Origin of the sequence: Helicobacter baculiformis (assembly GCF_900197685.1) — a bacterium.
Lineage (GTDB): Bacteria > Campylobacterota > Campylobacteria > Campylobacterales > Helicobacteraceae > Helicobacter > Helicobacter baculiformis.
Genome location: NZ_FZMF01000026.1, coordinates 29438 through 54999, shown reverse-complemented (window position 1 = coordinate 54999; position 25562 = coordinate 29438). Strand labels below are relative to the sequence as shown.

Annotated in this window: 22 protein-coding genes; 11 read left to right on the top strand and 11 right to left on the bottom strand. The window is 47.6% G+C overall.

All coding sequences use genetic code 11. From position 1 onward, the window contains the following. Both obgE and C6G87_RS05130 read left to right on the top strand, forming a co-directional pair. The coding region (gene obgE, locus C6G87_RS05135; protein ID WP_104752451.1) for a GTPase ObgE at nt 1-889 on the top strand (889 nt) is incomplete at its 5' end. Nucleotides 890-1096: 207 nt separating this feature from the next. Continuing rightward, nucleotides 1097-1300 carry an SEL1-like repeat protein gene (locus C6G87_RS05130; protein ID WP_104752450.1) on the top strand — a complete coding sequence of 68 codons (204 nt, stop codon included), beginning with the start codon at nt 1097-1099 and terminating at the stop codon, nt 1298-1300. Nucleotides 1301-1554: 254 nt separating this feature from the next. On the opposite strand, the gene C6G87_RS05125 is transcribed toward C6G87_RS05130, so the two are convergent. From C6G87_RS05125 to C6G87_RS05115, 3 genes are read right to left on the bottom strand one after another with little or no spacing between them, the layout of a single operon-like run. Then, nucleotides 1555-2457, bottom strand: a complete 903-nt coding sequence (locus tag C6G87_RS05125) for a tetraacyldisaccharide 4'-kinase (RefSeq protein WP_104752449.1) — start codon at nt 2455-2457, stop codon at nt 1555-1557. Continuing rightward, complete coding sequence (gene nadE, locus C6G87_RS05120) at nt 2454-3200, bottom strand: NAD(+) synthase (RefSeq protein WP_104752448.1); 747 nt, start codon at nt 3198-3200, stop codon at nt 2454-2456. The genes C6G87_RS05125 and nadE overlap by 4 nt, the downstream gene beginning before the upstream one ends. Next, nucleotides 3201-3731: a hypothetical protein gene (locus C6G87_RS05115; protein WP_233709024.1), complete on the bottom strand. Its 531-nt coding sequence runs from the start codon at nt 3729-3731 to the stop codon at nt 3201-3203. Nucleotides 3732-3841: 110 nt separating this feature from the next. Here C6G87_RS05115 and petA point away from each other — a divergent pair, with 110 nt between their 5' ends. Genes petA through C6G87_RS05100 form a run of 3 tightly spaced genes read left to right on the top strand, consistent with a single transcriptional unit; the run spans nt 3842 to nt 6442 of the window. Next, complete coding sequence (petA, locus tag C6G87_RS05110; protein WP_104752446.1) at nt 3842-4345, top strand: ubiquinol-cytochrome c reductase iron-sulfur subunit; 504 nt, start codon at nt 3842-3844, stop codon at nt 4343-4345. 10 nt (nt 4346-4355) lie between these two features. Further along, complete coding sequence (locus C6G87_RS05105; RefSeq protein WP_104752445.1) at nt 4356-5585, top strand: cytochrome b; 1230 nt, start codon at nt 4356-4358, stop codon at nt 5583-5585. Continuing rightward, a complete protein-coding gene (locus tag C6G87_RS05100; RefSeq protein WP_104752444.1) occupies nt 5585-6442 on the top strand; it encodes a c-type cytochrome in 858 nt (285 codons plus the stop codon). The genes C6G87_RS05105 and C6G87_RS05100 overlap by 1 nt, the downstream gene beginning before the upstream one ends. 31 nt (nt 6443-6473) lie before the next feature. Here the strand turns inward: C6G87_RS05100 and thrC are convergent, their stop codons facing one another. After that, the gene (gene thrC, locus C6G87_RS05095) at nt 6474-7925 is read right to left on the bottom strand and encodes a threonine synthase (protein WP_104752443.1); all 1452 of its coding nucleotides are present in this window, start codon (nt 7923-7925) and stop codon (nt 6474-6476) included. Nucleotides 7926-8005: 80 nt separating this feature from the next. Here thrC and C6G87_RS05090 point away from each other — a divergent pair, with 80 nt between their 5' ends. Beyond that, on the top strand, nt 8006-9706 hold the full coding sequence (locus C6G87_RS05090; RefSeq protein WP_104752442.1) for an MBL fold metallo-hydrolase: 1701 nt from the start codon (nt 8006-8008) through the stop codon (nt 9704-9706). A 6-nt stretch (nt 9707-9712) separates the two neighbouring features. On the opposite strand, the gene gyrB is transcribed toward C6G87_RS05090, so the two are convergent. The 7 genes from gyrB to tig are packed head-to-tail and all read right to left on the bottom strand — an operon-like array spanning nt 9713 to nt 19371. Then, on the bottom strand, nt 9713-12013 hold the full coding sequence (gyrB, locus tag C6G87_RS05085; RefSeq protein ID WP_104752441.1) for a DNA topoisomerase (ATP-hydrolyzing) subunit B: 2301 nt from the start codon (nt 12011-12013) through the stop codon (nt 9713-9715). 58 nt (nt 12014-12071) lie between these two features. Further along, nucleotides 12072-13364, bottom strand: a complete 1293-nt coding sequence (dnaA, locus tag C6G87_RS05080; RefSeq protein ID WP_104752440.1) for a chromosomal replication initiator protein DnaA — start codon at nt 13362-13364, stop codon at nt 12072-12074. A gap of 9 nt (nt 13365-13373) precedes the next feature. Next, entirely contained in the window at nt 13374-15419 is a 2046-nt protein-coding gene (locus C6G87_RS05075) for a heavy metal translocating P-type ATPase (RefSeq protein WP_104752439.1), read from the bottom strand. A gap of 3 nt (nt 15420-15422) precedes the next feature. Further along, complete coding sequence (locus C6G87_RS05070; protein ID WP_104752438.1) at nt 15423-16946, bottom strand: YifB family Mg chelatase-like AAA ATPase; 1524 nt, start codon at nt 16944-16946, stop codon at nt 15423-15425. Further along, nucleotides 16946-17467 (bottom strand): peptide deformylase, encoded by a 522-nt coding sequence (gene def, locus C6G87_RS05065; protein ID WP_104752437.1) that lies wholly within the window; start codon nt 17465-17467, stop codon nt 16946-16948. The genes C6G87_RS05070 and def overlap by 1 nt, the downstream gene beginning before the upstream one ends. Then, a complete protein-coding gene (clpP, locus tag C6G87_RS05060) occupies nt 17468-18061 on the bottom strand; it encodes an ATP-dependent Clp endopeptidase proteolytic subunit ClpP (RefSeq protein ID WP_104752436.1) in 594 nt (197 codons plus the stop codon). Continuing rightward, nucleotides 18058-19371, bottom strand: coding sequence for a trigger factor (gene tig / locus C6G87_RS05055; protein ID WP_104752435.1), 1314 nt, complete (start codon nt 19369-19371; stop codon nt 18058-18060). Before tig ends, clpP begins: the two co-directional genes overlap by 4 nt. A gap of 83 nt (nt 19372-19454) precedes the next feature. Here tig and fliI point away from each other — a divergent pair, with 83 nt between their 5' ends. The 5 genes from fliI (at nt 19455) to C6G87_RS05030 (ending at nt 25544) form a co-directional block, all read left to right on the top strand. Then, a complete protein-coding gene (gene fliI, locus C6G87_RS05050) occupies nt 19455-20765 on the top strand; it encodes a flagellar protein export ATPase FliI (protein WP_104752434.1) in 1311 nt (436 codons plus the stop codon). A gap of 82 nt (nt 20766-20847) precedes the next feature. Next, nucleotides 20848-22017: a NifS family cysteine desulfurase gene (locus tag C6G87_RS05045; RefSeq protein ID WP_104752433.1), complete on the top strand. Its 1170-nt coding sequence runs from the start codon at nt 20848-20850 to the stop codon at nt 22015-22017. Nucleotides 22018-22031: 14 nt separating this feature from the next. After that, complete coding sequence (locus tag C6G87_RS05040) at nt 22032-23012, top strand: iron-sulfur cluster assembly scaffold protein (protein WP_104752432.1); 981 nt, start codon at nt 22032-22034, stop codon at nt 23010-23012. A 76-nt stretch (nt 23013-23088) separates the two neighbouring features. Next, nucleotides 23089-23877 (top strand): HpaA family protein, encoded by a 789-nt coding sequence (locus tag C6G87_RS05035; RefSeq protein WP_233709023.1) that lies wholly within the window; start codon nt 23089-23091, stop codon nt 23875-23877. 26 nt (nt 23878-23903) lie between these two features. After that, the gene (locus C6G87_RS05030; protein WP_233709022.1) at nt 23904-25544 is read left to right on the top strand and encodes a methyl-accepting chemotaxis protein; all 1641 of its coding nucleotides are present in this window, start codon (nt 23904-23906) and stop codon (nt 25542-25544) included. Nucleotides 25545-25562 lie beyond the last annotated feature (18 nt).

Sequence of the window (25562 nt, the reverse complement as noted above, 5' to 3'; positions counted from 1 at the left end):
TGGGGGCGATGGGGGCGATGTCTTCGTGCAGGTGAGTGGCAATACAGACACTTTAGGGGCTTTTAGGGGTAAAAAGCATTACAAAGCCAAAAACGGCGCACCCGGGGGTCCTAAGCTGTGCAGTGGCAAAAAGGGGGAGAGTATCACTTTAATTGTGCCCCCGGGGACACAGATTTATGATCAGCAAAGCGGAGAGCTTTTAGGGGATTTTGTGGTATGTGGCGCGCCTATTAAAATTTTAGAGGGAGGTAAGGGAGGGATGGGCAATGCGCGCTTTAAAAATGCGGTGCAACAACGCCCCACCTATGCCCAAAAGGGGCTAGAGGGGGTAGAAAAATGCGTGCGCCTAGAGCTTAAGCTCATTGCTGATGTGGGCTTGGTGGGTTTTCCCAATGTGGGCAAATCTACCTTAATTAGTGTGGTGTCCAACGCGCGCCCCAAGATCGCCAATTATGCCTTTACGACCTTAGTGCCCAATCTGGGCGTGGTTTCTGTGGGGGATTTTAAAGAATTTGTGATCGCCGACATCCCGGGGGTGATTGAGGGGGCTAGCCAGGGTAAGGGCTTAGGACTGGCATTCTTAAAGCACATTGAGCGCACGCGCCTTTTGCTCTTTGTGCTAGATGTAGGCTTGGATTTGTTCCAACAATACCGGCAGTTGCGCGCTGAACTTATGGGTTTCTCGCAAGCCTTAAGCCAAAAGAAGTTTGCAATCGCGCTCAATAAAATAGACATCCTAGAGACAGCGCAACTTGAATCGATCTTGCATGCCTTTGAAGCGAGTTTGGGCGATCCCAAGCCTGTTTTTATTCTGCCCATTTCCGCCCACACCACCACTAACACCGCCCAGCTGGTGCAATTACTAGCCCAAGCTTTGAATAAGGATTGATCTAAAGGGGGTGGCATGTCCAAGAGTTGTGTTTTAAGTTTGATCGGGGCGTTGTTTTTGTTGGTGGGGCTTTGCCATGCAGGGAATAGCAAAGCATAAGAGCTTTTCAAGCAGGCACAAGCGTATTGCCAACAAAAGAATTATACTAAGGCGTTTGAGTGTGCTAAAAGAGCGGCGGATAGGGGAGTTGCTGGAGGGTATTATGGTATGGGATTTATGTACACTCAAGGTCTAGGTATTAGCAAAGACTATTTTAAAGCCCTAGAGTATTACCAAAAGGCTGCTAATGCGGGAATTGCGCCTGCTTATAATAATTTGGGGGTGATGTATGCAATGGTCATGGCGTGGGCAAGGATAAAGAAAATGGCTTATGAACATTTTAAAAAGCCTGCAAAATGGGAAATAATCTAGGTTGCAAGAACGCCAAAATGCTTTTGGGGGATTAGGCATCATTGAGGCGGTGGAGTTGGGAGCTTGCTTTGAGATTCTCCCAAGCTTTAAGCGGGAGTGGTGTATTCTGCAAGAGTAGGAGAGTTGGGAATGCTAGGGCGTATGTTGCCTTAGCCGTGATTTGCAAACTGTGCCATAAGTCCACTAACTTCAGCTATAGCGAGTATGTCAAATTTGGTTGGTGTATAAATCTATGATAAGTGATTATGCCAGTATTAATTTTGAAGAACATATGCCAAAATAGCTTCTTGATACATGGAGTTGATCTGCAGTTGGAGTTCTAACACACTCAAGGGCAGGGAGCAATCTAGCAGTTTAACCGCGTCTTTGGTGGTAACCAGTAGAGAAGTCGCCCCGTATTGTGCAAAGGCTTTTTCTAGGGCGCGCCGACCAAAGCGGGCATGGTCTTTAAAATAGAGTTTGCCCACCACTGGGGGCAAATAAGGGTCTAAACGGCTAGGGTTGGCAATGGCAGTAACTAGCAACATTCTAGGGCTAGGGTTGCTTACCCATGCTTTACGGGTATAATCACGCCCCTCTTGCAAGAGCAGATCCGCTTTTTTATAGGCATGCAAAAACTCCCGATACGCTCCGCTGGGCAACACAAAATTAAAAAAGGGCGCGCGTTCGGGCTTGAGCACTACATTTAATTTCTTAAAGTTAAAGCGAAACCCATCATCTAATAAGATCACCTGCGCGCCCAAGTCCTTAGCCTTGAGAACGCCCGCTTTGCGATTCGTGCTCACCACCACACTAGCCCTTAAACGACTCGCGCACAAAAACGCCTCATCGCCCGCCTCTTCTTGACTCACCAAAATATCCCCCCGTTCACTCACCACCACCAAACCTCTAGAATTGCGCCCATAACCCCGACTCACTATGCCCACATGCAAGGATTCTAGGGCTTTGGCGATCTCTAAAATCAAGGGGGTTTTGCCACTCCCCCCCACCACTAAATTACCAATACTAATAATGGGAACCCCTAAGTCTTCATAAGGGGCTAGGGCACGCTTGAGGGTGGCAACACCTCCATAAATGAGCGAGATAGGCAAAAGCGTGTAAGCTAAGAGTTTCTGCCCCGTGCTAGGGGTGTAAAAATAGCGCTCAATCCAAGTCATAGCAAACTAGGAGGCTGGCTTTTGAAGGCGTTTTTTTGCACCCTTGAGACAATGCTTGCCACCAAATCGGGCGCATACCCTAGATCGCATAGCACTCTAGACTCGATGTGTGTAGGGCGATCCCAACGCGCGCTAATCTCTGCTAAGAGGGGGTCAATGAGCGCGTAGCTAAAGCCTAAATCTGCCTCATCGCTCTGCTCACTATAGAGATCCGCGCTAGGGGGTTTGTTTAAAATATTTGCAGGGATTTCTAAGGCACGGGCTAGGGTGTAAACCTGGCTTTTAAACAGGTGGGCAATGGGGTTAATTAGCCATGCCAAATCCCCAAAAAGCGTGCCATAGCCTAACATGATCTCACTCTTATTGCTTGTACCCACCACTAACGCCTCAATCTCCACAGAAAAATCATAGAGCAAGTTCATGCGCATGCGCGCGCAAAAATTGCCTAGCCGTCCTAAACTCACATTGGGATTTTGCTCTTTAAATAACGCTTCATAGGGCGCGATGGGGCGTTGTGTATGGGGAATGTTAAAACGCTCACAGAGCAAAATCGCATCCTCCGTTGCGCTAGAGGAGTGGGTAGCGGGCATGATCAGCGCGTGCGTGGGCAGGACTTTTTGGCATAACACCCCCACTAGCGCGCTATCCACCCCCCCACTCATCCCCACTAAAAAGCGCTTAAAACCCCTTTGTGCGCTCTGGGTTTGTAAAAACAAAAGGAGTTGATCTAGGGTGTTTTTCATCTAAAAATCCGGTAAAAATTTAGCGCATTTGGGATTGGAAACAATGTCCCCAGAGTCTGTATAACGATAAGAGTTACAACCCAAGTAATAAGTCTTGCCCTTGGAATCGTAAATCTCAAAATACCCGCCCCCATTAATCTCAAAGGTGTATTTTTGCCCCTCTAGCATAAAACTCCCCGTGATGTGGCAAGGGGAATAGTCATAGTCATGACGGGGTGAGCCATCCTCATAGGTTTCACTTCTCTTAAAAAACTCTTTTAAGCTCTTGGGGTTAAAGTGCCATGCCAAACACAGCTTGGTGTCTTCATCTCCCTGCTCCGCTTTAATTTGCTCTTGAGTAAGCTCTATTTTTGCCGGATGAATCACAATCTTTTGAATCTGATCAAAGCCCTTGGTCCATAACCCGCACTCTTTCCCTAAGTCTTTATAGCATTCTTTAATTCGGGTTGAATTTAGGGCGGACAGGGTATAACTGCATGCCATCACATACAAAACCGTTCTTAGCAGTCTCTCGATAATGTTCATACCCAACGATCACTCCTTGCTTTACACATTTTAACATAGCTTACACCCAAAAGGATAGTATTAGACTTTTTCATGTAAAATCGCATTTTGCAATCAAACTTAAGTTAGGAGCAATGATGGCGGAGATGAATCGGCGCGATTTTTTGAGCATGGCTTTGGCTGGGGTGGCGGGCGCGGGCGCGCTAGCTAGCTTGGTCGCCATGAAAAAAACTTGGGACCCCTTGCCTAGCGTGGTGTCCGCAGGCTTTACAAGCGTGGATGTGAGCAATATGAAAGATGGGGAGTTTTCTAGCGTAGAGTGGCGGGGCAAGCCGGTTTACATCATCAAAAAAGACCCCAAAGACGCTTTTGATCCCAAGCGCGATTTCAAGATTCAAGGCGGGGTGTTCACCGTGGGGATTCAAATTTGCACCCATTTAGGTTGTATCCCCAATTTCCAATCCATCCAGCAAGGCTTTTTATGCCCCTGCCATGGGGGGCGTTTTACCAGTAATGGGGTGAATATCCCAGGCACCCCCCCGCCTCGCCCCTTTGAAATCCCCCCCTTTAAATTAGAGGGCTCTAAGATCACCTTTGGCGAAGTGGGTCCAGAGTATAAAACCATGGTCGCGCACGCATAAAGGATAGAGAATGGCAGAAATAAAGAAAGCAACGGGGCTACTAGATTGGCTCGATCAACGCTTGGGGGTGAAGAAACTTACCAAAGTGTTGATGACAGAGTACTGGATTCCTAAAAACATTAACTTCTTATGGGCGATGGGGGTGATCTTGCTCACCCTCTTTGGCTTGCTCGTGATCTCGGGCATTTTCTTGTTGATGTATTACAAGCCGGACGCTAAACTCGCCTATGACAGCGTGAATTTCACCATCATGCAAGAGGTTGCCTATGGATGGTTGTGGCGGCATATCCACGCCACGGCCGCTAGCATGATCTTTGTGATCCTCTACATCCATATGTTTGTGGCGATCTACTATGGCTCTTATAAAAAGGGTCGTGAGATGATTTGGATCAGCGGGATGCTCTTGTTTGTGATCTTTAGTGCAGAAGCCTTTAGCGGGTACATGTTGCCTTGGGGGCAGATGAGCTATTGGGCAGCCTCAGTGATCACGGAGTTATTTGGCAAAATCCCCGTCATTGGTCCGGATCTACTCGTGTGGATTCGGGGGAACTATGTCGTGGCAGACGCGACACTCACACGCTTTTTTATGTTGCATGTCTTTTTATTGCCCGTAGTGATCTTAACTATCGTGGGCATGCATTTTTATTCTTTGCGCATCCCCCATGTCAATAACCAAGAGGGAGAAGTGCTGGACTTTGAAGCCGAAGAACAGAAGTTCAAAGAGGGCAAAAAGAAAGAATCTAAGGTCATCCCCTTTTGGCCCGTCTTTCTCTCTAAGGATATTTTTGTGGTCTGTGCCTTTATGGTCTTTTTCTTCTATTTGGTGTGCTATCACTACGAATTTGCCATGGATCCGATTAACTTTGAGCGCGCCAACAGCCTTAAAACCCCCCACCACATTTACCCCGAATGGTATTTTCTATGGAGTTATGAGGTCTTACGGGGCTTCTTTTTTAATGGCAATTTAGGGCTAGTCGCCTTTGGGGTGGCGCAAGTGATCTTCTTCCTCTTGCCCTTTTTGGACAATAGCCCTGTGGTCAAGCCCGCCCACCAACGCAAGGGCTTTCAGATTTGGTTCTGGGTGCTCGTGGTGGACATGGTGGTGCTCACCATCTATGGCAAGTTACCCCCTGTGGGCAATAATAAATATGTGGGCTTTGTGGCTTCCATCGTCTTCTTGGCACTCTTCTTTGTGGTGTTGCCCTTGATTGCGCGCGCTGAAAAGAAAAGGGGGGCGTAATGAAAGAGCTTAAAATCCTAGCGATTTTAATCGTGGTGATCGGGGTGCTTTATTGGGGGGTGGAGCCCTATGCCCATAGCGTGATGGAGCCCAAGGTAGCCCCGGCTGACTTTGCCTTTAAAGACTTAACGCCTATAGACTTGAGTAAGGGCGATGCGGCCAAGGGCAAGGATTTAGTAACCCAAAACTGCACCGCCTGCCATAGTATTGAGAGCCAGAAAATCCCCGCTCCTATGGATCATGCCAGCGCGGGGGCGAGCTTTGGGGTCGTGCCCCCCGATCTCTCTCATGTGGGCAGTGTGCTAAACCCCCAATTTTTAGCCCACTTCATCAAAGACCCCGTCAAAACGGCAAAACTCGCCCACAAATACAAGGACGACAACCCCTATCCCATGCCCGCTTTTGCCCAATTTAGCGATCAGGATTTATCCGATATTGTGGCTTACCTAGTTTCTATCGCGCCCAAGAAATTAGAGGATAAAGAAGTCTTTGCGCAAGCCTGCCAGCGTTGCCATGACATCAAGTACGACAAAATGCACGCGCTCAGCGATCCTAAAGACTTACACCGCTATTTGGGCGCAGAAGTCCCCGATCTCTCTATGATGATTCGCTCACTAGGGCGCGAAAAGCTAGAAGTCTTTATCAACGACCCTCAAAAACTCCTCCCCGGGACAGCCATGCCTAGAGTGGGCTTGAGCAAAGAGTCTCAAGAACAAATCATCAATTATCTAGAAAAAGTGGGGGATAGCAAGAAACACCAAAGAGATGAGATCGGGTTTAAGATCATGATCTTCTTTGCGGTGATGACCTTGCTCGCCTACGCGTGGAAACAAAAGGTGTGGCGCGAAGTCCATTAGCAAACAAGGAGGGGTTAGTGCGCAACGCGCGCTAAAAATTTTCCAACCACGCTTTGATGTAATGCTGTAGATCACTCACCCCCACGCGATCCTTATGCGCAAGGGGCTTACTTAAGAGCTCTTGCACGCTGGTTGGGGGGGTGATTCCCTCTTTAGCTAAAACTTGTAAAGCCTCTTGATCGTTTTTGGCTTGTTTTCCTAGAGCTAGGGCAGTGGTGTGGGCAAATTTGCTCCATGAGGCAGTGGAGACCACCACGCAGGGCAGGCGACTCTCAAGGCGTTCGTAAGCATAAAGCGCGGTGGCGGTGTGGGGATCTATTAAATAGTGGCGATCGTGATAAACACGCGCGATCGTCTCCAAGCAATGCGCGTCATCGCAGCTAAAGGCTTCAAAATGCGCGCGCACGCTCTGCAATTCGCTAGAGGTAAGGGTGTAGTGCTTGCGATCTTGGAGCTCTTGCATGCACGCTTGGGTGCGTGTGTGCCCAAAGAGGGCAAAAAGCAGGCGTTCCACATTGGAGCTTTTGAGAATGTCCATGGCTGGGGAGGGGGTTTTGAGCAAACTACGGGTGCGCAGATCATAAACTCCTGTATTGAAAAACTCGGTGAGCACATCATTAGCATTAGACACCACGCTGATTTTTTCCACAGGTAAGCCCATCGCTTTAGCATAGAACGCGCCTAAAGCATTGCCAAAATTCCCACTAGGCACGAGAATTTTAACCAAATCGCCATACCGGATCGCTCCTGTGCGCACCAAATCCAAATACCCCCAAATGTGATAGACCATTTGAAACACAATGCGCCCAAAATTGATCGAATTAGCCACGCTCAGACGTAAATCTTTTTGGGCTAAATGTGTTTGAAAGTCTTCATCGTGCAAAAGGGCTTTGAGCGCGCTTTGTGCGTCATCAAAATTTCCCTCTAAGCCTAGCACCTTGAGATTGGGCGCGTCCATGCTCTGCATTTGTAAAGCTTGAATCAAGCTTGTGCCCTTAGCCGGATACAAACAACAAACGCAGGTATTGGGCAGATTGGCAAAGCTAGCTAGGGTGGCTGGACCGGTGTCCCCACTGGTAGCCACCATGATCAAATACTTTTCTTGGCGCTGTTGGGCTAGCCCTGAGAGCAAGACCCCAAAAGGTTGTAAAGCCATGTCTTTAAAGGCTAGAGTGGGACCATGAAAAAGTTCTTGGACATATAGGGGAGTTTTAAAGCCCTGCAAGGCATGCAGGGGGGCGATGGCATTAAATTTAGAATAGCGCGCTAGCGCGCGCGCTAAGAGGGTATTTTGTAAACCAAGCTCCAATGTTTCAAAGAGGGTATGAGTGGCTTGGGCGTAACTCAAGGGCAGATAGGTAGAAAAATCCACTTGGGGGAGGTTTTGGGGTACACACAAGCCTTGCATAGAGCTAGGGTTAAGCAAGGCGCGCTCAAAGCTCTCTATGGCTACACCACTTCTACTATCTACCAGTAATGCCATACTAATCCTTATGTGTGTGGGGGTTTTATTTGCAAGAATTTTAGTATAATACGCCTTTACTTTTAGCCTATGGAGCCTCTATGCCCGCTTTGCCGCCTAAGAAAGCTTCTACCTCGCCCGCGCCCATCAAATTGCGGCGCGTAGGGCTTTTTGAAACCAATACTAATACTCAAAGTCTCTCTGTGCGGGGGTTGTTAGAAGGGATCAATGACATGGGCGAATTCATCATTAAAATGAAAAAACATGTCAAAATGGGCGAAAAACCAGAGGTGGATTGGATCATTGATACCATCTGCGATCACAAGGGCGATAAGCTCTTGCATAATAGGGGTATTGCTTCCTGCCCACATTGCATGTGGAACTTACACTTGAGTAATTTGAGTTATGACAACGGGCACAAGAAACAGCCTTTGAAATACCGCCTTGAAGGGCGCACCCTGCAAATAGAAACCTCTACGGATTTAGCCAACCCCTATCAATCTAGCTTTAAGGGGGATTTTAAAATCCGTTATCTCAACCATGCTTGTTTGTATATTGAAGCAGGTGGGATCAGATTCATCACCGATCCATGGCTACTAGGTCCGGCCTTTTTAGGGGCTAGCTATTTAGAAAACGCAAGTTGCAAAGAAGCGGTGCATTGCTTAGTACAAGCGGATTTTATCTTTATTTCCTCTAACCGCTCTAGTTGTTTGCATCCCCAAACTTTAGCCTTTGTTCCTAGAAGTAAACCCTTTATTGTGGGCAATTTTGCCTCTAAAAGCATTGAGCGTGCGCTTAAAAACTTAGGTTTTTCTAATATTTTCCCCCTAGAATTTCAAGAAATCTATGAGTTTAGCTCGTTTTTCCAATTCAGTGTTTTTAAGGCCGGGGATGGTTCAGAGGAGAGTGGGCTTTATTTGTGTCTATGTGGGCATGACGTACTCATTAATCCTTATGCCAGCTACATCAACCGCTTTAATTTACCCAGCGGACTTACTCTACTGTGCACCGCCTTTTTTGGGGAGACTTCAGGCTTCCCCTTTTGTGTGGATAATTATAACGGGCAGGAGAAAAGGGCGTTGCACAACGCCTACCTTGAGGGACAAAAACAGCAATTAGAAAAACTGATTCGTTTGACTAGCCCCGCCTATGTTATGCCCATTGCCACCCCTTATTTGCAAGAGAGTAGTCGAGATGCTATCATTAAGCGCATCAATACGCATAATGATATAGCGGAATGTAGCAAGATTTGTGATCTTTATAGTCGTACACACCGCGAAACTCCCGTAAAGTGTTTAGTACCCACCGATACACTCACCCTAGAATTTAAAACCGCCGATCTCGTGCAGTGGCAAGAAGAAACCCACACTCTTAAAAAAGACCTACCCATCAAATATACGCAGTCCTACGCAAGGACTTTCACCTACGATCCCCATAAGCTCATGGGTTTTCTCAAACTCTCTGCTTATAAAGCTTACCAAATTGTGAATTTTATCCCCACTAACGACATTTTTGATAAAGTCGTCGCACCCATTGTAGAAGCCAATTTTGCCACCCAAAGCTTTAAAATTGTTAAAGAAGATGCGCTTATTTCTTCTCAACAAGGCTATCGCGTGATGCAACTCAGAGTGCGTCAAGAAATTTTAGCTTGTATTGTAGAGAACCATCTCCCCTTTGAAGAAATGTTGCGAGGCTTTCACTGCCGCATCAAGCGCAATCCCAACGCTTATGAAGCCAATTTTTGGCATCACTTTAGCCATCTTTACAGCTCTCCGAAAGGATACAGTCTTAGACTAGAGTAGTCCCTCTCACACATCTAGATGTTTCACATCCTTAGCATGCGTGTGGATGTATGCGCGTCTAGGTTCGACCTCATCGCCCATGAGCAAGTTAAACGCCGCATCAGCTCTTGCTTCGTCCTCTAAGCAAACCCGCAAGAGAGCGCGGTTTTCTAGTGCCATCGTGGTTTCCCAAAGTTGATCGGGATTCATCTCCCCTAAGCCCTTGTAGCGCTGGATATACGCCCCTGTTTTAGCACTCTGCTCGACCTTATCTAAAAAGTCCAAGGCATCCATGCCCAAAGCCTCCATGTCAATCTCTTGAATGCGTGTGAATAAGGCTTTTGCCTCTAAAAATAGCGGGTCCTGCAAGAGCGCGCGATCCACACCCACCTCTACAAGCCCCAAGGGAGTTTGTACAAAGAAATGCGCACCCTGATCTGAGACTTGTTGGGTCAAGATACGATAGTGTAACCCTTTGAAAAGACTCTCTAAACGCGCTGCGATCGCCTCAAAGCCCAAGCCCTCCATGCGATGTTCTACCAAGTAGCGCAACACTTCAAGCAATACAGAGCGTTTTGCCAATTCTTGCAAGATGGAGCGATACGTGCTCAAAGTCTTGAGCAAGTCCAAGAGATCATTACGCCCCATGCCCTCAATCTCCATGCTATCAATCCCATGCTCGATCAAGAAGTGGTTCAATTCCCGTTCATCGCGCAAATAACGCTCGATCTTCTTCTTTTTAAAGCGGTACAAAGGGGGTTGGGCGATGTAGACATGCCCATGTTCGATCAGGGGCTTTAAATGGCGAAAAAAGAAGGTCATCAGCAAAGTTTGGATATGACTCCCATCCACATCCGCATCGGTCATGATGATGATTTTATGGTAGCGCAACTTCTCTAAGTTAAATTCCTTGCCCACCCCACACCCAAAGGCAGTAATCATGTTCTTGATCTCTTCGGATTTGAGAATCTTGCCCAAATGGGCTTTTTCTACATTGAGGATCTTGCCCCGTAAGGGTAAGATCGCCTGAAAGGTGCGATCTCTCCCCTGTTTGGCTGACCCCCCCGCGCTATCCCCCTCCACCAAATAAAGCTCAGATTCTCTAGGGTCTTTGCTTTGGCAATCAGCCAGTTTGCCCGGCAATGTCCCCACACTCAAAGCGTCTTTTTTACGCGTGATCTCACGCGCTTTTTTAGCCGCCTCACGCCCCCGCGCGGCGAGCAAGACTTTTTGTACAACCGCCCTAGCGATGCTAGGATTCTCCTCAAAGTATTTTGCCACCTTCTCATAGACGAGCTTAGCCACAATGGGGCGCACAAAAGAGCTCCCTAGTTTGGCTTTGGTCTGCCCCTCAAATTGGGGGTCTAAGAGTTTAAGACTAATGATCGCGCTCAAGCCCTCCCTAACATCCTCTTGCACCACACTAGAACCCTCCCTGCTATTGCTCTCTTGGATGTAGCTTAAAATGGCTTTGCTCAAGCCCATCTTAAACCCACTCTCATGCGTGCCCCCCTCTAGGGTGCGGATATTATTCACAAAGCTAAAAGTTTGTTCTTCATAGCTTTCATTATAAGCTAGAGCTACTTCTACCTCCATACCCTCCACCTGCGCGCTAAAAGCGATGATCTCAGAGATGAGCGGGGTTGTTTGCTTGTCTAAAATGAATTGCTTTAAGCCGTCTTGATAGTGGTAGCTTTCATGTATTTGAGCGGGTTGGTCGTGAAACTCTAGGGTGATTTTATTGTTCAAATAAGCCATTTCTTGAAAACGGCGTTTGAGTATCGCGCTATCAAATGCCACCACCTCCATAATGCTAGGATCAGGGAAAAACTCAATGGTCGTCCCGCGCTTTTTAGTTGTGCCCACTACCTCTAGGGGGGTGGTCGCAATCCCCTTTTCAAATTCTTGGCGGTAAATCTGCCCGTCCCGATAGATAGTCATGATGAGCTTGATAGAGAGCGCGTTGACCACACTCACCCCCACCCCATGCAAGCCTCCAGATACCTTATAGCTCTCTTGATCGAACTTGCCCCCGGCATGCAAGATAGTCAGTACCACTGTGGCAGCAGGGATGCCCTCTGTGGGGTGGATATCCACAGGGATTCCGCGTCCATTGTCCTCCACAATGCATGATCCATATTGACTTAAGGTTACTTTGATGTGATCGCAATACCCGGCCATGCTCTCATCCACCGCGTTGTCCACCACTTCATAAACCATGTGGTGTAGCCCATTGACTCCTGTATCGCCAATATACATGCCCGGGCGTTTTCTGACCGCTTCTAGCCCTTTGAGAACTTTTATTTTATCGCCCATGTAAGAATGCATCGCCAGCCTTATTGAAAAATTGAAGATGAAATGAGAAAATCTATTATAACATAGCTAGTTATTGAGTTTGGAGTTTGTGCGCCATCTCTTCTACAAGTAATTTACTCTGAGAATCCTCAAGCATGGTCTGTTGCATTAGTTTTAAGGATTTGCTCACCGCGCTATGGTCTTTAAGCCCTAGAAATTGTGCGATGGTGATGCTAGAATGGGGGGTGAGCTGGCGGGCTAGGTAAATCACGCTCTTTTTAGCCAAACTAATCTGACGCGTGCGTGCGTTGCTCTGAATGGCGGAGGGTTTGAGATTGAGAGTAGAGGCGACCACTCTTAAAATGCGCTCTAGACTGATCTCTTGAGCGCGTTCTTTGGTAGTTTCTTGCACGACATTTTGCGCCATTTGCAAGGTGATAGGTTGGTGGCTGAGGGCAGCCCTCGCGCTGAGGCGCAAGAGAGTGCCCTCAATCTGGCGGATATTCTCATTGAGATGGCTCGCTAGATAGTGCAAAACTTCTTGATGGATTTCTATCTTATCTAGTTGGCATTTTTGCTCAATAATCGCCAGCTTTGTCTCTAGGGTAGGGGGATGCACGCTAGCAATTATACCCATTTCAAAGCGCGAGAGGAGTCTCTCGGCTAAACCCTTAATGTCCTTAGGGGGCTTGTCCGAGCTCATCACAATCTGCTTGTTTTGGGCATGCAGGGCGTTAAAGGTGTGAAAAAATTCTTCTTGTACCCTTTCTTTGCCGCCAAAAAATTGCACATCGTCAATCAAGAGATAATCACAAGAGCGGTATTTGTCTTGAAATTTATCCATGCTCCGACTATTAAGCCCAGACACATAATCATTGAGAAATTGTTCAGCGGTAACATAGAGCACACTTTTGAGCTGATCACAGGCGTAATTGCCAATGGCGTTGAGCAAATGGGTTTTGCCCAACCCCACCCCCCCAAAGAAAAGTACGGGGTTATAGACCCCACTTTGGCGCGCTACTTGGGTGGCGATTTTGACCGCCATTTGGTTGCACGCACCCACAATCAAAGTTTCAAAGCAAAAGGCGGGGTTGAGGGTGGGGTTGTGTTTAGCTAGATTTAAGGGTTTAGGGGGGGTGTGTTGCTGTTGGCTTTTGGGGCGCACCTGCACCTGCACTTTATACCCCTTGTGCGCGCCGATCGTGTTTTCTAAAAGCGTGCGGTATTTCGCGCTGATATAATGGCACAACAACACATTGGGCGCGTAAAAGACAAAGAGATCGGCTTTGGAGGCGTGCGCGTCATAGTCTAAAAGTTGCATATAGGTGTTGAATTCGTATTCGCTCACGCCCAATTTGAGCGCCTCCCAAATTTGCTCGATCAAAGCCACTCTTTAAATGCGCATGGTGCGCATAGAATTGGCTAGGGCGATCAAGGTTACGCCCACATCTCCAAAGACCGCCTCCCATAAAGTGGCGATGCCAAAAAAGCCTAGCACGATGAAAAGCGCCTTGATCCCTAAGGCAAAGACAATATTTTCAATGATGATTCGCTTGGTCTTCTTGGCGATTTTAAAGACTTTGAGCACGGATTCTAAGGCGTTATTGGTGATCACAATGTCCGCACTCTCCTTGCTAATTTGGCTCGCACTCCCCATGCTCATGCTCACATCCGCACGCGCCAAAGTGGGCGCATCGTTGATCCCATCGCCCACAAACATGCTCTTATGGGGGTATTGGGCTTGAAAATCTTCAAAGGCTTTGAGCTTGTCCTCAGGCAAGAGATTGGCGTAATAGGGGCAATCAAGCGCTTTAGCCACGCGCTTGGTGCTGTACTCATTGTCCCCACTCATAATACACATGTGTTCAATGCCCGCATGCTTGAGCGCATCTAGGCATTCTTTAGCGTTATCTTTGAGCGTGTCTGCCACCACAATATAGCCCACATGTTGCCCATTGGCAGCCACATGCACGATCGTGCCCTCTAAACTGCAGGTGTTGTGGGGGATATTGTATTTGTGCAACATTTTATCATTGCCCGCGATGATGAGGTGAGAGTGGCAACTAGCCCTGACTCCAAGCCCGCCGATCTCTTGATAGTCCTCAATTTCATGCTGGCATTGGCGTTTGTGAGCTTTTTGAATAGAGATGGCAATGGGGTGGGTGGAGAGAATCTGCGCACAAGAGGCGTGTTCTAGCACCTCTTCTTTAGAGAAGGGGGCGATGGGCACGACATCTACCACTTTAAATTCTCCCTTGCTCAAAGTGCCCGTCTTGTCAAAAGCGATATTTTTCACCTGACTGAGCGCCTCTAAAGTTTGCACGCTTTTTACCAAAATCCCCGCGCGGCTAGCCGCCCCCACGCCCCCAAAATACCCCAAGGGCACAGAGATCACCAACGCGCATGGACAACTCACCATCAAGGCAAAGAGCCCGCGATAAATCCATGTATTAAAGTCCCCATGTCCTAGCAAGGGGGGGATAAAGGCGATGAGCAAGGCGATGCCAAAGACAGCGGGGGTGTAATAACGCGCAAAGGTGGTGATGAATTTCTCGGTTTGAGATTTCTGACTCACCGCATTAGAAACCAAATCCACAATCTTAGCCACCGAAGAATCCGCATAGAGCTTGCTCACTTGGATTTCTAGCACCCCTTTAAGATTGATACTTCCCCCTAGCACCGCGCTATGTTCCTTGACATTGACCGGCAAGGATTCGCCTGTGAGGGCTTTTTGATCTAGCAGACTCTCCCCACTGAGCACCACGCCATCCGTGGGGATCTTCTCCCCCACCTTGACCACTACGACATCGCCAATAGAGAGCGCGCTAGGCTCGACCTCTTGCATTTCCTGCCCCACCTTGCGCACCGCACGATTGGGCGCGACATCTAAGAGCGCGTGCAGAGATTGTTTAGAGCGCGCGATGGCGAGTTGCTGTAAAAACTCCCCTGCGGAGTAAAAGACCATAATAGACACGGCTTCTTCATGCGCACCCACCCCAAAGGCGGCGATGGTCGCACTGAGCATGAGCGTGTTTTCATCAAAGAATTGTTTGTTTCTAATGGCACGCAACGCGCCCAAAAAGACATCTTTGCCCGCCACCACATACACCCCAACTAAGATGGCGTAACTTAAATAAAGCGCCCAATTTTGGGTGCTAAAGTGGATGGTCGCTACGGCTATCAAGTAGAACACGATGCTAATGAGCAGGGGTGTCGCGCTGGGTCTAGACTCGCTTTGGACTTGCTCAGAGAGCTCCATTTCGGGCTCTAGCTGTTTGATGAGCGCTAGGGCTTTGGGCATGTCATGGGCTTTTAAATAGAGCGTGTTGGTGTTAAAGATCACGCGCGCTTCTTGGACATAGCTTTGCTTATTGAGCGCGCTTTCTAGTTTATTGGCACAATCGGGGCAATCTAGTCCCTTGAAGTGGTATTTCTGCATGGCTTAAACCTTTCTAAATTGGAGTGCCTTGAGCATGTGGGCTTTCTGGATAGTAGCACAGCTTGCTAAATCGGCAATGGTGCGCGCCACTTTCTTCATCTTGTTGATGGCGCGCTCAGAGAATCCATAGCGCAAAATTGCTTGATCCAATATTTGCGCGGCTTGGGAGTCCAAAAGACAAAATTGTGCGATCTCTTGTTCGTTCAGCTTGCCATTCAAACGGGCTTGCCCCCTAGATTTTTGCATTTTAAAGGCTTCTAAGACCTGTTGGTGCATCTGTGCAGAATCTAGCGTGCTTTTGGCTTGCGCGTCTGTGGGACTCATTTGCACAAAGAGATCGATGCGCTCCAAAAAAGGCGCGCTCAAACGGCTTTGATAGGCGAGAATATCCCTTTCTAGACAACGGCAGACCCTAAAATTATCCATCAAATTCCCGCAAGGGCAGGGATTCATCGCCCCCACAAAGAGAAAAGAAGTCTCATAGGTGATCTTGCTAGCCACTCTAGAAATCACCAGTTGATCATTTTCCATCGGCTCGCGCAAGGCTTCTAGAATATCTCTTTTGAAGTGGGGGAGTTCATCAAAGAATAAAATCCCATTGTGCGCCAATGCGATCTCCCCGGGCTTGGGGTTATTCGCCTGAGTAGAGCCTAGAATACTGGATTTTGACGCGCTTTGGTGGGGGTTTCTAAAATTTCTCAGAGGTGTGTAGGCGCTTTCTTGATCGCTTAAAATGCGCAATTTGGTAGAAGTGATCATTTCGTCCAAAGTGCTGGGGGGTAGAATGTAGCGCATGCGCTTGGCAATCATGCTCTTCCCACAGCCCGGACTCCCCTCAAAGATCACATTGTGCATGCCACTTGCCGCGATGAGCGCGGCGTGTTTGGCGTGTTCTTGCCCCTTCACATCGCTAAAATCTAGGGCAAAATCTTGCAAGTAATAATAGGGAGTGCGATCAATTTGCAAACTCTCAAAGGGCAGTTTGGGGGCGTGCGTGTGGGGTGGTTGGGTGTCTTGGGTGATGATCTCTAGGGCTTGGTTTAGATGTTCTACAAAGTGCAGGTGTAAATTGGGGATCAGGCTCAAGAGTTCTTGTCCGGTCTGTGGTACGAGTACATGAGCGTTGGGGGCTTGCAGGGCGATGTCTAAGAGCATAGGAAAAATGGTGTCGCTATGCTTGATTTTGCCATCTAAACCCAATTCTCCAAAGGCAAACCAAGTGTGCTTGAGAGGATTTTTTTGTAAAGCGACCAAGAGCGCCATGGGCAAGTCAAAATGACTCCCACTTTTGGGCAGATCGGAGGGGGAGAGATTGATCGTGATTTTCAGGGGTGGGAAGGCAAAGCCATTATTTTGGAGTGCGCCCTGCACGCGCTGTTTAGATTCTTGAATGGCGTTATTGGGCAACCCGGCGATCACAAAAGCAGGCAGGGCGCGCGTGAAACTCCCCTCTACTTGTACAATCTTGGCACCCGCGCCGCGCATGGTCGCACAATAGAGCGTATTCACATGCACGCGCGCGCGCATCAGCCCTCACTCTTGAGGGCTTTTTTAAATTCCTTTTCAAATTTTTTACGCTTGAGCATGGAGAGCTTGTCCACGAATAAAACCCCATTGAGGTGATCGATCTCATGCTGGATCGCCACACTCAAAAGTTCGCTAGCTTGCAACATTTTCGATTCCCCGTGGCGGTCTTGGTAAGCCAGAGTAAGATTAGCATGCCGTTCGATCTCTTCGTAAAACTCTGGGACGGACAAACAGCCCTCACGCCAAAGAATACTCCCCTCCGTGTGAGTAATTACGGGGTTAATGATTTCTAGGCGATCTTCTGGGTGCTGGGTTTCATCTTCTCCGCGGGGTAAATTGATGATGAGAATGCGCTTGGGCACGCCCACCTGAATGGCGGCTAAACCAATGCCCTTGCGCGCGAGCATGGTTTCATGCATGTCCTCTAAGAGTGTATGCAATGTTGAATCAAAGACATGTACTTCACTGGAGCGCGCGCGCAACTTTTTATTAGGGTATTGTAAGACTTCTAAAATTGCCATTCAAGCCTGCTTAGAACTCTTCACCAACACCTCATCGACAAGTCCGTATTCTTTAGCGTCCAACGCGCTCATGAAAAAATCACGATCGGTGTCCTGCTCGATTTTTTCTAAAGGCTGGCCGGTATTAGTCGCCATGATTTGGTTGAGCAAATCTTTCAAGCGCAAGATCTCTTTGGTGTAGATGGCGATGTTGGCTGCCTGCCCCTGTGTGCCCCCTAGGGGTTGGTGAATCATGATACGCGAATGGGGCAGAGAAAAGCGTTTGCCCTTGGTGCCACAACTGAGCAAGAACGCCCCCATCGAAGCGGCCTGCCCGATGCAGATGGTGCAAATATCCGGATGGATGTAGTTCATGGTGTCATAAATGCTAAAACCGCTGGTAACCGAACCCCCGGGCGAATTGATGTAGAGATTGATGTCCTTTTCGGGATCTTCAGCCTCTAAGAAGAGCAACTGCGCCACAATGCTAGAAGCCACCGCATCGTTGATCTCCCCACTGAGCAAGACGATGCGATCCTTCAATAGCCTAGAGTAAATATCGTAACTGCGCTCCCCCCGCCCGGTTTTTTCAATGACATAGGGAATGTAGTTCAAGAGGCCTCCTGCGCTTTAGCCAAGCGTTTGTCAAGCAAGCAGGTCAGCAACTTATCCCCAATCAGAGTCATTTTAACAGCTGGCAACATGTAGTTCTTCTCATAATATGCAATGAGCTGTTTAGGGTCTTGTTTGGTCATCATAGCTTCATGATAAATAACTTGAAACACCTCACTATCCTGCACCTCAATCTTTTCTTGTCTAGACAAGGCTTCTATGATAAAAGTAACCCTTACGCTTTTGAGTGCCTCAGCCCTAAAACTCTCACGTTTTTCCTTAAGTTTAAGAGGATCTTTTTGGAGTTCTTCAAGCTCTTCTTGGGGTGTATCCTGCAAGGATTGGTGCAAAGCTAAATCGATTTCTTGCTCTAAAAGCGTAGTGGGCAGATCGAAACAAAGCGTATCTTCTAAGTTTTTCATCAGCTTATCTTTAAGTTCTTGGTTGTAGAGCTTGGTCTTTGCTTCCAAGAAGAGCTGATCTTTGATCTTTTGTCGGAGCAACTCCAAAGTGGGCTCTTTTTCTTGGTTGAGCACGGCCTTGACAAACGCATCGTCAATCTCAGGGATTTGTCGGATTTGGATTTGGTGGAGCTTGACATGAAAAGAGACTTCTTTATCCGCCAAAGTCGCATTGGCGTAGTCTTTGGGGAAGCGCACAACAAACTGCTTTTCTTCGTCTACCCTCATCCCTATAAGCTGAGTTTCAAAATCTTCTAATAAACGTCCCTCACCTACAATGAGAGCAAAATTTTGTGCTTTATTACCTTCAAAGGGTTGTCCATCTAGCAAGCCTTCAAAATCTATAATTACCCCGTGATCCTTAGCCACAAGAGTATTTTCAGGCGCGTCTGAGAAGCTAGACTTTTCTTTGGCTAAGATGTCTAAGCGCTCTTGCACTTGCGCCTGGCTGATCTCGTCAATGGTAAAATCAGGGATACAACTCTCCACACTGGATAGATCGATGTGAGGCTTAATCCCGATTCTGAGCTCAATATCAAAATGCGTATCCTGTTTTTCGAATTTGAGGATCGCAGGGCTACCCATCATTTCCTGAGGGGCGAGTTCTAACGCCTTCACCCCGGCGTGTAACACAGAGTCAAGTAATTCCTGTCTAGTTTCTTCGTTGATCCGATCTTGGTAGCGTTGCTGGATAACATTGAGGGGCACTTTACCTCTTCTAAACCCGTCAATTTTTGTGTTTCTAGCAATCTTTTGGGCAACCTTTTTAGATTTTTCTTCAAAAACTTCTAGAGAAGGTTTAGCATGGATATGCGCATTAGCGCCATCTAACCTTTTGGTCTCTAAATCCATCGATAACTCCTTGAGTTTGAGTATAATAAAGGGGTCATTTTAACCAAACATGCGTTAATCCACAATTAAACTTTGGGAGGATCATGTCCTTAGAAACGCTCAAAGCGCGCCTACAACTCAGCCGCGATCTCTCGCCTCGTTACGGCATGATTTCCAAGATTTTACCCAACATGGTTTTTGTGCAAGGATTCTTACCCTCTGTGGGCGATGTGGTGAAAGCGGAACGCGCTGATGGCAAGGAATGTTTGGGCATGGTGGTGGTGGTGGAACAACACCAATTTGGCTTTGCGCCCTTTTCCTTTGTGGAGGGGTGCAAGGTGGGGGATCGCGTACTCTTTGTCAAAGAAGGTTTGAGTTTCCCGGTGGGGGAGGGTTTGCTAGGGCGCGTACTCGATCCGCTGGGCAACCCCTTAGATGGGCTAGGCTTTGTGCGTGCAAACGCGTTTGCGCCCGTGATGGTAGAGCCTATGAAGCCCTTAGATCGGGGCGTGATCGATGAGATGTTTGGCGTGGGGGTTAAAAGCATCGATGCCCTTCTCACCTGTGGCAAGGGGCAGAAATTAGGTATTTTTGCGGGTAGCGGGGTGGGCAAATCCACACTGATGGGCATGGTGGTGCGCGGATCCAGCGCGCCTATCAAGGTGATCGCCCTCATTGGGGAACGCGGGCGCGAGATTCCCGAATTTATCCATAAAAACCTACAAGGCAATTTAGAAAACACGGTATTGGTGGTCGCTACTAGCGATGATTCGCCTCTGATGCGCAAATACGGCGCGTTCTGTGCGATGAGTGTGGCGGAGTATTTTAAAAACCAAGGGCATGATGTGTTGTTTATGATGGATTCGATCACGCGTTTTGCGATGGCACAGCGCGAGATAGGGCTAGCCATGGGCGAGCCCCCCACTAGCAAAGGCTACCCCCCTTCTGCTCTGACTCTACTCCCCCAACTAATGGAGCGTGCCGGTAAAGAGAAAAACAAGGGCAGCATTACAGCATTTTTCACCGTCTTAGTGGAGGGCGATGATCTCTCAGACCCCATTGCCGATCAGGCACGCAGTATTTTAGATGGGCATATTGTGCTCAGTAGAGAGTTGACCGATCATGGCATTTACCCCCCCATCAACATTTTAAACTCTGCCTCTAGGGTGAGTAAAGAAGTGAGCGCACAAGCGCACATGCTCGCTGCACGTAAATTCCGCAAACTTTACGCCCTGCTCAAAGAAAACGAGGTGTTGATTCGCATCGGATCTTACCAACAGGGCTTCGATTCGGATTTGGACGAGGCGATCGCTAAAAAAGCCTCTATGGAGGCATTCATGTTGCAAGAAGAAGAGGAAATTGTGCACAGCAATACAAGTATTCAGCAACTCATCGCACTTATGCAAGAATCTTAAGATTGCGCAAAGGATAGCGTGGTATATCCATTTTTACTATGAAAATGACTTTTGTATATCCAAACTCTATTTTTTAGGATTTTTGATGGAACGCATTTATTTGGACAATAACGCCACCACCAAGGTAGACCCAGCGGTAGAAAGTCTGATGACTCCTTATTTTAGCGCGCAATATGGTAACCCTAACTCCTTGCACAAATTTGGCACAGAAACCCACCCCGCCATTTTAGAAGCTTTAGATAAGCTTTATGCAGGCGTGGGCGCGCGCAATGAGGACGACATTATCATCACTTCCTGTGCCACAGAAAGCAATAACTGGGTGCTCAAATCCATGTATTTTGATGCGTATCTCAAACATGGCAAGAATCACATCATCACTACAGAGGTCGAGCACCCGGCTGTGCATGCCACCTGCGAGTTTTTAGAAAGTGTAGGGATGGAGGTTACCTACCTGCCCATTAACGCGCAGGGTACTATTAGCGCAGAACAGGTTAAAGAAGCTATCACGGATAAGACCGCCTTAGTGAGCGTGATGTGGGCTAATAACGAAACGGGTTTGATTTTCCCCATTGAGCAGATTGGGGAAGTGTGCAAGCAAAGGGGTGTGCTCTTCCACACGGACGCTGTGCAGGCGATTGGGAAAATCCCGGTCAATGTACAAAAAGCCCATGTGGATTTTCTCTCTTTTTCAGCGCATAAATTCCATGGACCTAAGGGAATTGGGGGGCTTTACATCCGCTCAGGCGTAGAGCTCACCCCGCTTTTGCATGGCGGGGAACACATGCGCGGACGGCGTAGCGGAACTCTGAATGTGCCCTATATTGTGGGCATGGGCGAGGCAATGCGCTTGGCTCAAGAACATTTAGAGTATGAAAAACAAGTTGTTGGGGAATTGCGCGATAAGCTTGAGGACGCGCTTTTGAATATCGCAGATGTCTTTGTCATTGGGGATCGCGTGCAACGCGTGCCTAACACGACCTTAGTGAGTGTACGCGGGATCGAGGGCGAGGCGATGCTTTGGGATTTGAATCGCGCCAATATCGCCGCTTCTACCGGGAGTGCGTGCGCGAGCGAGGATTTACAGGCTAATCCGGTGATGGTCGCTATTGGGGCGGATAAGGAGCTTGCCCACACCGCGATCCGCTTTTCTTTGAGTCGTTTTAACAAAGCAGAAGAGATCGACTACACGATTCAAGCTTTTCAAAAGGCGGTGAAGCGCTTGCGCAATATCTCTAGCTCTTATGGGTTTTAGACAAAGGAGTTCACATGGCAAAAAATAATTTACTCGGTGGGGCGTTGTGGGACGCCTATTCTAAAGAGGTGAGCAGACGCATGGACAATCCCACGCATTTAGGGGTCATCACGCAGGAGGAGGCGCAAGCCAAAGGGGGGAAACTCATCGTTGCTGACTATGGCGCAGAGGCGTGCGGGGATGCGGTGCGGCTTTACTGGCTGGTGGACCCTAAAACCGATGTGATTGTGGACGCTAAGTTTAAGAGTTTTGGATGCGGGACAGCGATTGCTAGCTCGGATATGATGGTTGAGCTGTGTTTGGGCAAACGGGTACAAGATGCGGTGAAGATCACAAATTTAGATGTGGAACATAGCCTTAGAGATCACCCTGATGTACCCGCCGTACCCGGGCAAAAAATGCACTGTTCTGTGATGGCTTATGATGTGATCAAGCAGGCCGCCGCTCAATACCTGGGTAAGAACCCGGAAGATTTTGAAAGTGAGATCATTGTGTGCGAGTGTGCGCGGGTGAGCTTGGGCACGATTAAGGAGGTGATTAGGCTCAACGATTTAAAGAGCGTAGAGGAGATCACCCAATACACCAAAGCCGGGGGGTTTTGTAAGAGTTGTGTCAAACCTGGTGGGCACGAGGCTAGGGAGCATTATTTAGTGGATATTCTCAGGGATGTGCGCGCAGAAATGCAAGCCGAAGCCCTAAAGGAGAATGCGCAAAAATCCTTGAGCGGGGATTTAGCCTTCGTGGACATGACGATGGTGCAAAAAGTCAAGGCCATCGATCACACCATCGATTTGCACATCCGCCCCATGCTCATGATGGATGGGGGGAATTTGGAAGTACTTGATATTAAAGAAGGAGGGGGTTTTGTAGATGTTTATATCCGCTACATGGGCGCGTGCGATGGGTGCGCGAGCGCTGGTACAGGAACTTTATATGCTATTGAGGGGGTATTACAAGAGCACTTAGACGAGCACATCCGCGTTTTACCCATCTAAAAGAGGTATGGGAGGGGGTCTTTTGATTATTTGTTTGTGTGCTATAATCCTTTAACTTTGGAGTGCAAGGTTTTTTGTGCAAAAAACAAGACGGAAGGTGTTGCTTGCGTGGTTTGTTCTAGGGGCTTGTGGGGGCTTCTTGCATGCGCAGTCTGAGGTGTCTTCTCTTAAGGATTTTTCGCATTCTAAGATTCAAGTTGCACAGAAAAGTAGGACGACCCATGCTGTGAGCGATACTCTTTTACTTCACTACCCCATTAGTATTACCCAAGCGCCTATCAATAATCACTTTGTAGGTATCCTTACACCCCATATACAAGTGAGCGACAATCTTAAGCCCTATGCCACACAATTTCAAGAAGCATTGCTCAAGCAAATTCAAGAGATTCTTCAGAAGCGCGGGTATCAGGTTTTGCGTTTTAGCAATAGAGAGGCGCTCACTCCTGTACAAAAGCGCAAGATATGGGCAGTTTTAGATTTGAGTGGTTGGGTGGGTGTATTAGAGAATATTAAGATAAATCCTGACGATTCTAGCCAGTCAAATGTAGATATTATGGCAGATCGGAGCTCGGGTACAATATGGTTTAATTTCTTTGAGCCTGTAACGGGTAAGGTGATTCATAATTTTGGTGTGGATGTGAGCGGTCATCAGGCTAGCACACATACTTATCATTACCCTATTAGCAAAACAGGTAAACTGATGCCTAGTTATGTTGGGCGCACTCAACTTATTAAAGCAAAAGACACTGCAATTCGAGCAATCCTTAGTGAGATGTATGCAAAGGTGATGCAAAGACTTGTTATTGAATTGGTAACTTCTAATATCAATCGTTATCAAAAAATCATAGAAAAAAATAAACGGTAATCTTGTTTGTTACTAAAGGATGTGCCATGATGGATGGATTAAGCGTATCCAAGAAGCTTTACGGCGGTTTTGGGGTTGTGATTGCCTTAATGGTGATCTTGAGTGTGGTAGGAGTGATTCGGGTGCGCACTATCGATCATATTTTAACTGAGATCACAGATTATAATGCTGTAAAACAGCGCTATGCGATCAACATGCGTGGAAGTGTGCATGATCGTGCTATCGCTGTGCGCGATGTAGTCATCACACAAAATCGCGAGTTTTTGGAAACTCAAATTGAATTGATCGCTAAGCTCTATGGGGACTACCAACAGGCTAAGAAATCCATGGATACGATGTTTGCTCAGTTTCAAGATCATGTTAGTGATAAGGAGCGAGCACTTTACGCAGATATCAATACAATAGAGATTGTTGCAGTCCCCCAAATTAACAAGATTATCGCCTTAAAGCAAAAAGATTCGCAAGAAGCTGCGCAATTTTTATACAAGGGTTTAGCCCAAAATATCGTTAAGTGGCTTGCAGCCATCAATGCTTTTATTGATCATGAAGAGAGTCTCAACAAAAAACTTACTTCTCTTGCTAAGGGTATTGCCAGTGAGTTTAGTTATCTGATGGTGAGTTTGACTCTCATTGTACTCTTTATTGGTATGGGAATTGCCTTTATCATTGTGCGGCACATCAGAGCATCCTTAGGAGAAGAACCCGTTGTGATCAAAGAGATTATCGGTGCGATTGCCAAAGGCGATCTTTCGCATACAGTTCAGACAAAGTTTGCAGGCAGTGCTTTGGATGCTATTAAAGATATGCAAGCTTCTATGGTGCACATCATTAAACAAATTAGCCAATCCTCTAGCGATATTTCACACAAGTCTACTTTAGCTTCTGATCTCTCACGCATCTCTCAGGAAAACGCTAATAAGCAAGAAAACATGACTGCTGAGCTGATCAAAAACATGACTCATATGCAAGAAAGTGTTCAAGGAGTGAGCGATATTATTGCCCAAACAGAAGAGAATTCTCTACAAAGTGTAGAGTTGAGCCAAAAGGGTAAAGAAGCTGTGCATAACACCGCGCAGAGTATGGAAGGCATTACCCAAAGCGCACGCGCTGGCGCTGAACAAATCCAATCTTTAGACAAACATGCCCAAAACATCGGGCAGAGTGCTGAACTTATTCAAGGCATCGCCGATCAAACCAATTTGCTCGCGCTCAATGCCGCCATAGAGGCTGCGCGCGCGGGTGAACACGGGCGCGGATTTGCAGTAGTGGCAGATGAAATTCGCAAACTAGCTGAGCATACCGGGGGTGCGACTCAAGAAATCGATCGAATCATTAAAGTTATTCAAGAGGAAACTAAAAAGTCCGTTGCTAGTATGGAACACATGGTTGTTGAGATCACTAAGAGTCAAGAGCATGCAAATTTAGCTTCTAGTGCGTTGGAAGCTATTTACAATAAAGCTGCTAGCTCACTAGAAGATGCTAAAAGTGTAGTGGTGCACTCTAAAAGTCAGTCTCAAGATATCGCCAACATTGCTAGCCAGATCGAACAGATTGCCAAGATCGCCCATGAGGTTGCCACCTCAATGAGTAGCAATGCCAAAGAAATCAGTGTGTTGGAGCGCACGGCGCAAGACTTGCAAAAAATCGTGCGTAATTTTACGCTTTAATTGTGCTATACTAGCGCA